13 protein-coding genes are annotated in these 12,645 nt (G+C 50.0%); 1 reads left to right on the plus strand and 12 read right to left on the minus strand.

What is annotated here, in order from left to right:
- Positions 1 to 24 precede the first annotated feature (24 nt).
- From smpB to A0126_RS11780, 11 genes are all read right to left on the minus strand, one after another.
- Positions 25 to 495 (minus strand): SsrA-binding protein SmpB, encoded by a 471-nt coding sequence (smpB, locus tag A0126_RS11730; RefSeq protein WP_088837732.1) that lies wholly within the window; start codon positions 493 to 495, stop codon positions 25 to 27.
- A 32-nt stretch (positions 496 to 527) separates the two neighbouring features.
- Positions 528 to 2,885 (minus strand): ribonuclease R, encoded by a 2,358-nt coding sequence (gene rnr / locus A0126_RS11735; protein ID WP_088837733.1) that lies wholly within the window; start codon positions 2,883 to 2,885, stop codon positions 528 to 530.
- Positions 2,886 to 2,899: 14 nt separating this feature from the next.
- A complete protein-coding gene (locus tag A0126_RS11740; protein ID WP_088837734.1) occupies positions 2,900 to 3,640 on the minus strand; it encodes an alpha/beta hydrolase in 741 nt (246 codons plus the stop codon).
- A 101-nt stretch (positions 3,641 to 3,741) separates the two neighbouring features.
- Positions 3,742 to 3,975: a preprotein translocase subunit SecG gene (gene secG / locus A0126_RS11745; RefSeq protein ID WP_029331335.1), complete on the minus strand. Its 234-nt coding sequence runs from the start codon at positions 3,973 to 3,975 to the stop codon at positions 3,742 to 3,744.
- Between the two features lie 146 nt (positions 3,976 to 4,121).
- Positions 4,122 to 5,036, minus strand: a complete 915-nt coding sequence (gene rbsB / locus A0126_RS11750) for a ribose ABC transporter substrate-binding protein RbsB (RefSeq protein ID WP_088837735.1) — start codon at positions 5,034 to 5,036, stop codon at positions 4,122 to 4,124.
- A 30-nt stretch (positions 5,037 to 5,066) separates the two neighbouring features.
- Positions 5,067 to 6,026, minus strand: a complete 960-nt coding sequence (gene rbsC / locus A0126_RS11755) for a ribose ABC transporter permease (RefSeq protein WP_029331338.1) — start codon at positions 6,024 to 6,026, stop codon at positions 5,067 to 5,069.
- Between the two features lie 10 nt (positions 6,027 to 6,036).
- A complete protein-coding gene (locus A0126_RS11760) occupies positions 6,037 to 7,515 on the minus strand; it encodes a sugar ABC transporter ATP-binding protein (protein WP_088837736.1) in 1,479 nt (492 codons plus the stop codon).
- A gap of 12 nt (positions 7,516 to 7,527) precedes the next feature.
- The gene (gene rbsD / locus A0126_RS11765) at positions 7,528 to 7,917 is read right to left on the minus strand and encodes a D-ribose pyranase (protein WP_088837737.1); all 390 of its coding nucleotides are present in this window, start codon (positions 7,915 to 7,917) and stop codon (positions 7,528 to 7,530) included.
- Entirely contained in the window at positions 7,914 to 8,792 is an 879-nt protein-coding gene (gene rbsK / locus A0126_RS11770; RefSeq protein WP_088837738.1) for a ribokinase, read from the minus strand. Before rbsK ends, rbsD begins: the two co-directional genes overlap by 4 nt.
- On the minus strand, positions 8,789 to 9,769 hold the full coding sequence (locus A0126_RS11775) for a LacI family DNA-binding transcriptional regulator (protein ID WP_088837739.1): 981 nt from the start codon (positions 9,767 to 9,769) through the stop codon (positions 8,789 to 8,791). Before A0126_RS11775 ends, rbsK begins: the two co-directional genes overlap by 4 nt.
- Before the next feature lie 180 nt (positions 9,770 to 9,949).
- Positions 9,950 to 10,282 carry a hypothetical protein gene (locus A0126_RS11780; protein WP_029331344.1) on the minus strand — a complete coding sequence of 111 codons (333 nt, stop codon included), beginning with the start codon at positions 10,280 to 10,282 and terminating at the stop codon, positions 9,950 to 9,952.
- 152 nt (positions 10,283 to 10,434) lie between these two features.
- Between A0126_RS11780 and A0126_RS11785 the strand changes: the two genes are divergently transcribed.
- Positions 10,435 to 10,755 (plus strand): hypothetical protein, encoded by a 321-nt coding sequence (locus A0126_RS11785; RefSeq protein WP_088837740.1) that lies wholly within the window; start codon positions 10,435 to 10,437, stop codon positions 10,753 to 10,755.
- 531 nt (positions 10,756 to 11,286) lie between these two features.
- On the opposite strand, the gene eno is transcribed toward A0126_RS11785, so the two are convergent.
- Positions 11,287 to 12,579 carry a phosphopyruvate hydratase gene (gene eno, locus A0126_RS11790; RefSeq protein WP_023469213.1) on the minus strand — a complete coding sequence of 431 codons (1,293 nt, stop codon included), beginning with the start codon at positions 12,577 to 12,579 and terminating at the stop codon, positions 11,287 to 11,289.
- Between the last annotated feature and the right edge of the window lie 66 nt (positions 12,580 to 12,645).

Raw genomic sequence — 12,645 nt, forward strand, 5'->3', positions numbered from 1 at the left:
TAATAGCAGAAAAGTGTTACGGGTTCAATACTTTTGCTTGTCGCGTAACGCACGGTCGATATCCCGCTTCGCATCCTTCTTCTTCAGATCGTCACGTTTGTCGAATTTCTTCTTCCCGCGGCCGAGTCCGATCAGACATTTTGCGTAGCCGTTCTTGATGTAGACCTTCAGCGGCACGATCGTGTAACCGTCGCGCGAGACCGATCCCATCAAGGTCGCAATCTGTTTTTTGTGCAGCAACAGTTTCCGCGGACGGAGCTGTTCGTGGTTGTACCGGTTCCCTTGTTCGAAGTGGGCGATGTTCGAGTTCCAGAGAATCGCTTCCCCGCCGTCGAAGCGGACGAACGCGTCGCCGATACTGATTTTTCCTTTACGGACCGATTTGATTTCGGTTCCCGTCAAGACGAGACCGGCTTCGATCGTATCTTCAATCGCATAATCAAACGACGCCCGTTTGTTGTTGGCTAATACTTTTGAACTTGTCCCTTTTGGCATCTCTCTTCCACCACATTTCTAAACAGAAGCGCTTATTTGCGCTTCCGTTTTTTATTCGAGACCGCTTTATGGAACGGCGGTTTATCCTTCTTGTCTTTCCCGGCGAAGCCTTTCCCTTTTGACTGTTCCTTCGGTTTCCCTGGACGCTTCGACTTGCCGCGACGGTCGTCTTTCTTGTCGTCGCGTTTTTGTCCCGGACGGCCGCCGCTTGAGCGGATCGTCTTCGACTCAAACCGTTTTTTCGGTTGGCGTTCCGGCATCCCGACGACTGCGAAGTCGATCGTCTTCTCATCGATGTTGACACCAGTGACTTTGATCTCGACGACGTCGCCGATCCGGAACTGTTGTTTCGTCCGTTCGCCGATCAACTGGTAGTTCGCTTCGTCATAGCGGTAGAAGTCATCCGTCATCGCCTGGATGTGGACGAGTCCTTCGATCGTGTTCGGTAACTCGACGAACATCCCGAAGTTCGTCACGCCGCTGACGACGCCTTCAAACGTCTCACCGATGTGTTGTTCCATATACTCGGCTTTCTTCAGGGCATTTGTTTCGCGTTCGGCGTCAACGGCACGGCGTTCACGTTTTGAGGCGTGATCGGCGATTTCCGGCAGCATTTCCGCATAACGGTCCTGTGTCTTTTGCGATTTATCATTAAAGATGATGTACTCGCGTAAGAGACGGTGGACCATCAAGTCGGGATAGCGGCGGATCGGTGACGTGAAGTGCGTGTAGAAATCGGTCGACAGACCAAAGTGACCGATCGGCTCGACGTCATATTTCGCTTGTTGGAGCGACCGTAACATGACCGTACTGACGACGGCTTCTTCCGGTTCGCCTTCGACAGCGTTTAAGATTGTCTGCAACGTCTTCGGTGTGACCGACTCGCCCTTGCGTTCAACATTGATGCCGAAGTTGGCGATGAACTTGAAGAACGTATCGAGACGCTCAGATTTCGGCTCATCGTGAATCCGGTACATGAACGGCAGTTTTTGGTGCTGGACGTGCTCGGCGACTGTTTCGTTCGCGGCAAGCATGAACTCTTCAATCAGTTTTTCGGCAACGGACCGTTCGCGGAGGATGATTTCGCTTGTCTTGCCTTCTTCGTTGACGAGGACTTTTGCTTCCGGGAAGTCGAAGTTAATCGCACCACGGCGCGAGCGGCGTTCGCGAAGAATCGCAGCCAGTTCCGCCATCTGATCGAAGTTATCGACGAGATCGTGATATTTCGCAATCACTTCTTCGTCTTCGCGTTCGATGATTTTCCGGACATCGGTATACGTCATCCGTTCCGTCGTCTTGATGACACTCTGTAAAATCTCTTGGTTGACGACAGCACCGTTCTTGTCGATTTCCATGATACAGCTGAGTGTTAAACGATCAACGTGCGGGTTGAGTGAACAAATCCCGTTCGACAGACGGTGCGGAATCATCGGAATGACTCGGTCGACGAGATAGACACTCGTCCCGCGTTCACGCGCTTCTTCGTCAAGCGGTGAATCTTCCTTGACGTAGTGTGAGACGTCGGCGATATGGACACCGAGCTCATAGTTGCCGTTCGCAAGTTTCTTGACGTGGACGGCATCATCCAAGTCCTTCGCGTCAGCACCATCAATCGTCACTGTGACTTCGTTCCGTAAGTCAACGCGACCGACGAGGTCCTTCTCATCGATTTGATCCGGAATGTTGTTCGCTTCCGCAATCGCTGCGTCCGAGAAGTCGACGTTGATGCCGTGCTTATGAACGATCGATAAGATATCGACACCCGGGTCATTTTTATGACCGATGATTTGTAAGACTTTTGCGGTCCCGGCGTAACGACCGTCCGGGTACTTCGTGATCCGGGCGAGGACTTTATGGCCGTCGACGGCACCGAGCGTATCTTCGTCCGCGACGACCGGTAAGAACGTCAGCTTCGAGTCATCCGGTTCGATGTAGGCAATCGATTCAATCCGTCCTTTAGGACTGACGAACGTCCCGACGAAATCAGCCGGTCCGCGTGAAAGAATCTTGAGTAACTTGCCTTCACGGCGGTCGCCGCCATTTGATTCGGCGAAGACTTTGACGAGGACACGGTCGCCGTTATAGACGTTACCGAGTTCCGGGGCCGGCAGGAAGATATCGCCTGCTGAACCGTCTTCCGGTGAAACGAATCCGAATCCGCGTTGATGGACGGAGATTTTCCCGGCGACTTGCCCGATTTGCGCGAGCGTGCCGTATTTGTTCGAGCGGGTCCGGGCGACGAGTGCCTCTTCTTCGAGTGCGTTCAACGTCCGGATCAATTCTTTGAATTCTGTTGTATCCGATAGTTCTAGTTTTTTTGTTAATTGATCGATCGACAGCGGACGTTCTTCCGCCGTGATGACCTCGAGTATTCGTTCACGTAATTCCAACGTGACACCTCCAGTTAATTGCTCCAGTTCAACGATTCTAAAAAGTCATGAATGTCCCCGTGGAGCTTATCTTTTTCTTTGTCGAGCGTAATGACATGACCTGAGTTCTCATACCAGATCAGCTCTTTTTGGAAGGCACTGACACCATCATGAATGATGTTAGCCGAGTCCGTATTGATCATATGATCATTGCGGGCCTGGACGACGAGTGTCGGTGCGTAGACATCTTCGAGTGAATCGCGTGTGTCTTTTAGCAACGCTTGTAAATCTTTTAAGGTCGGCATCGGTTCGAACGCTGCCATTTCCTGTTCGATTTGTTCCGGTGACTTTCCTTCTCGTTTCTTAAATTCGATAGCGTACTCGGTAACGCCTGCATACATGACGTCTTCACTTTTAATATAGGCGGGTGCGCACATCGGAATGACCGCTTTAACGGGACGGTTCATCGACAGTTTCAGTGACATGACGCCACCGAGCGATAATCCGCAGACGGCGATTTCTTCGTACCCTTTCGCGACGAGCTCTTCGTACCCGTCGAGGACGTCCTGCCACCAGTCGGCTGGCCCGGTCTTCGTCAGCTCTTCGGGTGGGGCGGCGTGCCCTTTATATTGTGGGGCGAGTGATGTATAGCCCTGTTTTTGCAGGTAACGACCGAGGATCCGGACATCGGCACTCGAACCCGTAAAGCCATGTAACAGTAAGACGGCCCGTTTGCCGGCTTCAAAAAAGAATGGTTTTGGTAATGTAATTTTCATAAAATGATTCCCCCTCTAACTCTATACCCCAAAATGAAAATTTAGAAATCGAGAAAACAAGAAAAAACGACAGCGCAAACGTACGGCTGTCGTTTCAATACTCACTTATAAAAAGCGACGAGTAACGCCAAAATAAAGAATAAAGCTCCTAAAACAGATGCCACACGATTCAGGACCGCATCCAAGCCACGAGCTTTTTGGCGACCAAATAATTGTTCTGCCCCACCAGTTAATGCTCCGAGTCCAGCCGTACGGCCTGACATCAAGAGAACGACGATGATGAGAAGAACGGAAACGACGATGAGGCCGACAAGAGCCACGTTATGAATGATCATCGATGATCCTCCTTCAATAATATACGCTTCTTTCATTATAGAGAAAAACAGGTACGGGAACAAGGAATAGATTTAACGGATTCCAGTTCCTGCAAAAAAACATCAGTCGCTCAAGGATTGCTCCAGTGCGACTGATGATAGAAGACTTATTGCTTGATGAGATCGAGTTCGACTGGAATGTTCTTGTCGACTGTCTCGCCTTTCAAGTGTTTGATCGCTGTATCGATGCCCATCTTCCCGATTTCTGTCGGTTTTTGCGCAACTGTTCCTGCCATCTTGCCATCTTTAACGGCTTTGACAGCATCGTCTGTCGCGTCAAATCCGATGACTTTGACATCTTCCATGCCGGCTGCTTTCAATGCTTCGACCGCACCGAGTGCCATTTCGTCATTGTGGGCGAAGACTGCTTTGATGTCTTTGTTGTTTTGAAGAATGTTTTCCATGACCGACAGACCTTTTGCCCGGTCGAAGTTGGCTGATTGTTTTGCAACGACGTCCAGTTTCCCGTCGACTGCCGCGTGGAACCCTTCGCCGCGGTCACGCGTTGCTGATGCACCTGGAATTCCTTCAAGTTCAACGACTTTCGCTTTGTCGCCGACGAGTTCGATCATGTATTCACCCGCTTGTTTTCCACCTGCGACGTTATCCGACGCGATGTGGGCGATGACGTCACCGGCTTCAGCGTTCCGGTCGACTGTGATGACTGGAATGTCGGCATCGTTTGCTGTTTGGACGGCCGCACCGACTGCTGCTGAGTCCGTTGGATTGATCAAGATGAGATCGACTTTCTTTTGAATCATGTCTTCGATGTCGCTTGCTTGTTTTGCCGCATCATCTTGTGCATCGGCGACTTGCAGTGTTGCGCCTTGTGCTTTTGCTTCTTTTTCAGCACCGTCTTTAAGTGAAACGAAGAACGGGTTGTTCAGTGTCGAGATTGAGAGACCAATCTTAAAGTCCTTTGTCTTCGTCTCTTTTTCTGTGTCACTGCCTGGCTGCTCTGTCGAACACGCGGCTGCGAATACCATCAAGGCCATCATGACGAGTGCAAGTAATTTTTTCATCTGTAATTTCCTCCTTCAAAATGTGTATGATTACGTCGTTTGTTTCCGATCTGCGAGGACGGCGAACAGGATGACGAGTCCTTTGACGACAAGTTGGAAGAACGATGACACACCGAGTAAGTTCAAGCCGTTGTTGAGTGTCCCGATAATCAAGGCCCCGATCAATGTTCCGACGATCCAACCGCGACCACCGGATAGACTTGTCCCGCCGAGGACGACGGCTGCGATTGCGTCGAGCTCATACGATGTTCCTGCCGTCGGTTGCGCCGAGTTGAGGCGTGACGTCAGGATGATGCCGGCGAGTGCTGCCATCAAGCCGGATAGCGAGTAAATCATGATTTTGACTTTGTTGACTTGAATCCCCATCAATTTCGCCGCTTCTTCATTTCCACCAATGGCATATGTGTAACGCCCGAACGTCGTTTTCTTCAAGATGAAGTAAAGGACCGCGAAGGCGATTAACATCGTCACGACCGGTACAGGGAAGATCCAAAAGTAACCCCGACCGAATAATTCAAACCATCCACCTTGCCCGAGTCCCGTGATGGGTCGTCCGTCCGTATAGACGAGCGTCAAGCCACGGAAGATCGTCATCGTCGCGAGTGTCGCGATGAACGGTGCGACTTTCCCGAGTGAGATGACCATGCCGTTTAACGCACCCATGATAGCGCCGACGATCAGTCCGGCGAGAACAGCGATAATGGCTGACGTTCCGTCCGTCATCAGTCCGGCGACGAACGCCGACGATAAGGCGAGAATCGAACCGACCGATAAATCAATTCCGCCCGTCAAGATGACGAACGTCATGCCGAAGGCGATCAAGGCGTTGATCGACACTTGGCGTAAAATGTTGAATAAGTTATTGAGTGTTAAAAAGTCCGGTTCCATAATCGATACGACGAGCACGATCGCGAACAGTCCGGCGAGCGGACCGAGCTTCTGCCCGATTCCGAGCCGACGCGGTTTCTTTTCCGTCAGTTTCCCTTGCATCAATTCCATCTCATTGTCCTCCTGTCGCAAGTGTCATGATACTTTCTTGCGTCGCCTCTTGTTGTTCGAGCATTCCGCTCACTTGCCCTTCCCGCATCACGTAGACGCGGTCACTCATCCCGAGAATCTCCGGGAGGTCGGAACTGATCATGATGATCGCGACACCAGATGCGGCGAGCTCATTCATAATCAGGTACATTTCTTTTTTTGCCCCGACGTCGACACCACGTGTCGGTTCGTCGAGGATCAAGACATCCGGTTTCGTCCCGAGCCACTTCGCGAGGACGACCTTTTGCTGATTCCCTCCGGAAAGTGACTTCGCCGGTTGATCCATCGAACTGTGACGGACCGACAACGACTTGAGATAGCCTTCCGCGAACTGGCGCTCCGACTGATCGGAGATGACACCCGACTTCGCTAACGACCGAATCGTCGGCAAGGAGATGTTCTCCCGGAGTGAGAAGTCGAGGAACAAACCCTCGCCTTTTCGGTCTTCCGTCAAGAAACCAAGTCCATGTTTGATTGCATCATATGGGGATTTAATGTTGATGACGTTGCCATTCAGCTTGATTGTTCCTGCCTTCAAGCGATCGACACCGAACAGACCACGCATGACTTCCGTCCGTCCCGCTCCCATCAAACCGGAGAAGCCGACGATTTCACCGGCACGGACGGAAAACGAGACGTCTTCAAACCGTTTCCCGGTCGCTCCCGTCACTTCTAAGACCGTGTCACCGTGTGTGACCTTGCGTTCCGGGTAGCGTTCACCCATCTCGCGTCCGACCATTTCCCGAACGATTTGTTCAAATGATGTCTCAGCGATCCGGTGGGTCGAGACGGAGACCCCGTCCCGCAAGACGGTAATCCGGTCACACAGTTCGAAGATTTCTTCCATCCGGTGCGAGATGTAGACGATTGAGACGCCTTGCTCGCGTAACGCCGTCGCGACACTGAACAGGGCGCGAATCTCACGTTCCGTCAAGGCAGCTGTCGGTTCATCCATGATGATGACCTTTGCGTGCGTCATCAGTGCTTTTGCGATCTCAATCATCTGTTGTTGCCCGACCGATAACGTCCGCGCCAGTTGATTGACATCCATGAAGACGTTCAGTTCCGCCAGTTCCCGTTCCGCGAGCCGTTTCATTTCCGCCTGTTTCAACACACCGAAGCGCGATTTCAACTCACGACCGAGGAACAGATTTTCCGTCACCGTCAAATCAGGCAGAATGTTTAACTCCTGGTGAATGAAGGCAATCCCCGCTTCTTCCGCCAGTTTCGGATTTTTATAGTGTTGTTCGACACCATCGACTTGAATCGTTCCCTCGTCCGCTTTATGGACACCGGTCAAGATTTTCATCAGCGTTGACTTACCGGCTCCGTTCTCGCCCATCAAGGCATGAATTTCACCTGTCGCGAGTTCGAAGTCGACACCCTTTAAGACGGGCACGGGACCAAACGCTTTTGTGATTCCTGTCATCTTAATGTGCATCGTGCTTCCCCCTTAAAAAATGACGCCGGCGTGTAAAATTACATTGGCGTAAGGTGTCGCTTCACCTGTCCGGATGATGACTTTCGCCTGCTTCGTTAGCTCTTTAAACGCTTCGTGCGAGACGTATTCCGTCGTCACGTTTAATTGACTGACCGTAGTGAGCGCCGCTTCGTTCGCTTCCTTGATTTCCGACGCCAGTGTCACCTGTTCAACCGCCATGTCGTCCGCGACGACGCGCAAGACGTCGGCAAACGCCGGTGTCCCGAGTTCGAGCGCTAAATCAATCCGCTCAACGCCGGTCGGAATCGGTAAGCCGCAATCAGCGATGACGATCATATCGGTATGACCGAGATCTGCTAAGACTTTACTGATTTGACTGTTCAAAATGCCGTGTCGTTTCATACTTCGACCTCCATCTGTTCCCGCGATGGCATGCCGCCTTGAGCACCGAGCGCCCGGACGGACATACCGGCTGCCTTGTTCGCAAAGCGAATCGCTTCCGTCAGTGACTTTCCTTCCGTCAACGCGACAGCGAGTGCCCCGTTGAACGTATCGCCGGCACCGGTCGTATCGACGACGTCCGTCTTAATCGCCGGCACCGTCACGATGGCGTCGCCGTCATAGAAGCGGGCACCGCGGCTGCCTTCGGTTACAATCAACTTATTCGGATACTGCCTTAACCAATGTTCGAGAGATTGCTGTTGTCCGAAAATCAAGCCGCATTCATGTTCATTCGGTGTCAGGTACGTCACGTCTTCGAGCAACTCGTCGTCCAGGACGATGGCTGGCGCCGGATTCAAGACGACGGGAATACCGTGCTCTTTTCCGTAACGCGCCACCTGTTTGACCGTTTCCAGTGGAATTTCGAGCTGTAATAAAATCATGTCCGTCTGACCGAGCAAGCTGTCGAGCTGGCTCTCGTCATAGACGACGGCGAGGTTCGCAGACTGGACGACGACGATTGAGTTGTCGCCTTCCGCGAGCGTGATATGCGCCGTCCCCGTCCGTTCGTTCGTGATCGTCTGCAGGTGCGTCGTCCCGACGTGTTCCGCTTCAAAGTTTTGGCGAATCGCTGTCCCGCTCGCATCGTCACCGATGCACCCGACCATCTCGACACTCCCGCCGAGCCGGGCGACCGCGACTGCTTGATTCGCCCCCTTACCGCCCGGGACGGTATGAAACGCTGAGCCGATGACTGTTTCACCCGCTGACGGACGACGATCGCTTTCGACGACCAGGTCCATCGAGATACTCCCTACTACACTGATTTGTTTCATATTTGTTCATCCTTCCGCTTCGTCGTTTCCCGTTCGATGACTTCGACCGTCAACTCATGATGGACGGCCGCGATTTCTTTTCCTTCAATTCGTTGAATCAGCAACTTCGCCGCCAGTTCCCCCATCTGATAAATCGGCTGGGCGATTGTTGTCAGTGGCGGTGAAATCATTTGCCCGAGCTCGATTCCGTCATACCCGATGACTTGCAGTTGCTCAGGAATCGCAATCCCGCGTTCTGCCGCGACTTGAATCGTTGCCGCTGCGATGACATCGTTCGCTGCAAAAATTCCGTTACAGGTATAGTGGTCGAACAAATAGTTCGCCGCGTCGAGTGCGCCTTGAAAATGAAACGGGGACTCGATGCTTGCGACGAGATGTTTTCCTGCGACTTCTTCAAAACCATCCCGGCGTTTTTTGATCGTCGGTAACTTTGACGGCCCACTGATGACGACGAGTTCATCCGCTCCGTGATCGAGCAAAAATTGGGCTGCCTTCTTCCCGCCGTCGTACCCGTTTGATGTGACGGTCGGGATTGCTCCTTGTAACACCCGGTCGAGTGCGACGATCGGCACTTCGATGGTTTCATAGTTCGGGTTGTTCGAGTAGTTCGTCGTAATGATCAATCCATCGACATGCATCGCTTCGAGAGACTGGATATATTCATGTTCTTTCTGAAACTGTTCATCCGTGTTACACAAAATCACTTGATATCCATGCTTATGTGCCATATCCTCGACGGCACGTGCCAGTTGGGGAAAATAAGGGTTTGTGATGTCCGGTACGATCAATCCAATCAATCCTGATCGTTTTTGAAACAAGGAACGGGCGACACGATTCGGTCGATAATCAAGCTGTTTAACCGCTTGAAGCACCGCCACACGCGCTTTTTCGCTGACATATCCTTTTTCATTCATGACGCGTGATACCGTTGCGACTGATACATTTGCCACTTTCGCTACTTCCCGGATGGTCGACATGATTTCGCCACCTCTTTCTTTTGATAACGCTTACAATATGTATCATATTGTGTAACCGGTTACACATCAACCGTTTTCCGTAAAATATATTTTATTTATTTTATTCCGCTTACTTTCTAAAACTCCATACATAGCAAAAAAGTACGAAAAAACGTTTCATACGAACGTTTTCCGTACTTTTCAAGAGTGTTGGTGTCGTTTTTTGAAAGCTCTTCGAAGGATCGCAATGACGAACGCGAGGATCGCGAGCGGTTCGAATAAGTAGATCAGCAAAAATGTAACATCGATGATGGCATCTTGCGGATTGTACCGTAAGATATAAATCGCACCCGGTAGTAAGGCAATCAATCCCCCGACACCCAGGATGGTTCCGATGATTAAACTTTGTCGTGAGAAACGACTCGTGATTTGATAAAGTCCGATGAATAGAATCAATTCCGTGAAATAGATGATACGTAACGGAATATCGTCAATCGATGTCTCCATTCCTAGAAATAAATAACGAAACAACATGATTCTTCCCTCCCCGTTCTTTCTTCTGTACCCGGTTATTGATTCGATTAATGCAACAACTGCGACTTGACTGCATATCCTAGCTTAATTTAGGGAACTAAACTAGAGGATAGAGGTTAAATCAAGGATATAAGAGAAAGTTGGGGGTTTCGGTGAAAGAAGAATATTCAATGAAAGTCGTCAGCTGTTTAAATGATTTTTTTAAAAACAACAAAGAACCACTCGAAGTCGATTTACTGCGTGGACTTCCACCCGTCGTCTTGTTGCTAAAAGATGGAGCAAAACGATCATTTCCTGTTGAAACCAATCTTCATGATGAATTGCTGAGTGATATCAAGCGGCTTGTGCAAGAATGCCTGGATCCGGAGACCTTGCGCAATCTTGACATCGACACAGATTTACCTGAATTTTTTGTCACGAAAGCACCACTGTATTCACCGTATCATTACCTCGTTACGTTTATTGAGGATTGATTTCAACGCATAAAATTTCATTTTAATATTACGGGATTCGACATTGAGTCGGATCTCGTTTTTTCTGCGTAAAAAAGTTAGGGAAGCACTTACGTCTCACTCACTTGCCATTCATGTGCTTTTTCCTGTAGGAGTCACATGAAGCAAGTAATTGTCGTAGTTCCCATCTTATCTGACAGGATCTATACCAACAAAATAGACCCGTGCCCGGCTTTTTAGGGTAGAGGACACTTAGACCTCTGCTACCTGCTAGAAGTTTAGCAAATTGTGTCCTACGTGAGCCAGAGTACAACTCTGTTAATCAATGCCTACAAAAGCGAAAAGCATACCCCGCTCGACTTCTAAAGGGAAAAGGAAGCTTAGCTTCCGTCAGGGACAGGTGAGACCCGGACATCTGATTAAGATATCCGCGGCTTGCGTCCCGCCCTAGAAAAGCGAGCGGAGTAATGCTTGAGCTTGATTCTTCCTTCTCATCATCAACAAAAAAAACAGCCCCTCGCTAAGCGAGAGACTGTCGACTCAATCCGTAAATTACTTCTTGAGGTTGTAGAATGATTTGATACCATCGTAGACAGCAACATCTGAAAGCATGTCTTCGATGCGGAGAAGTTGGTTGTATTTCGCGATACGGTCTGTACGTGAAAGTGAACCCGTTTTGATTTGACCAGCGTTTGTCGCAACAGCGATGTCAGCGATTGTTGAATCTTCTGTTTCACCAGAACGGTGAGAAACGACTGCTGTGTAACCAGCTTTTTTAGCCATTTCGATTGCGTCGAATGTTTCAGTCAACGTACCGATTTGGTTAACTTTGATGAGGATCGAGTTAGCGATGCCTTTTTCGATACCTTCAGCAAGTTTTTCTGTGTTTGTTACGAACAAGTCATCCCCAACGAGTTGAACTTTGTGTCCGATACGATCTGTGAGAAGTTTGTGGCCATCCCAGTCGTTTTCGTCACAGCCATCTTCGATTGAGATGATTGGGTATTTGTCGACGAGTTGTGCGTAGAATTCAACAAGCTCTTCTGTAGAAAGGACTTTGCCTTCGCCAGCGAGGTTGTATGTTCCAGCTGCTTTGTCGTAGAACTCAGAAGAAGCGACGTCCATTGCAAGGTAAACATCTTCGCCTGCTTTGTAGCCAGCTTTTTCGATTGCTTCAAGGATAACTGTGATTGCTTCTTCGTTTGATTTCAAGTTTGGAGCGAATCCACCCTCGTCACCAACTGCTGTGTTAAGACCCATTCCGCTAAGAACTGATTTCAACGCGTGGAAGATTTCAGCACCCATACGAAGTGCTTCTTTGAATGTTGGAGCTCCAACAGGCATGATCATGAACTCTTGGAAGTCAACGTTGTTGTCAGCGTGTGATCCACCGTTGATGATGTTCATCATTGGAGTTGGAAGTGTTTTCGCGTTGAATCCACCGAGGTACGTGTAAAGTGGAAGTCCAAGCTCATCTGCAGCAGCACGAGCAGCAGCCATCGAAACACCCAGGATTGCGTTAGCGCCGAAGTTACCTTTGTTTTTTGTTCCGTCGAGATCGATCATCTTTTTGTCGATTCCAGCTTGATCGAAAACATCGTAACCGATGATTTCAGGTGCGATTTTTTCGTTGACGTTGTCAACTGCTTTTAAAACACCTTTACCGAGGTAACGTGCTTTGTCGCCGTCACGAAGTTCTACTGCTTCGTGCTCACCAGTTGATGCGCCTGATGGGACGAGTGCGCGACCAAAGCCGCCGTCTTCTGTATATACTTCTACTTCTACTGTTGGGTTACCGCGTGAGTCAAGAATCTCGCGTGCATAAATCTCTGTAATCATTGACATTTAAATTCGCTCCTTTTAGTTGAAAAAATAGTGTGCGTTGCTTTGTTAGACGTTTATTCCATCGAC

The organism is Exiguobacterium sp. N4-1P (assembly GCF_002214325.1).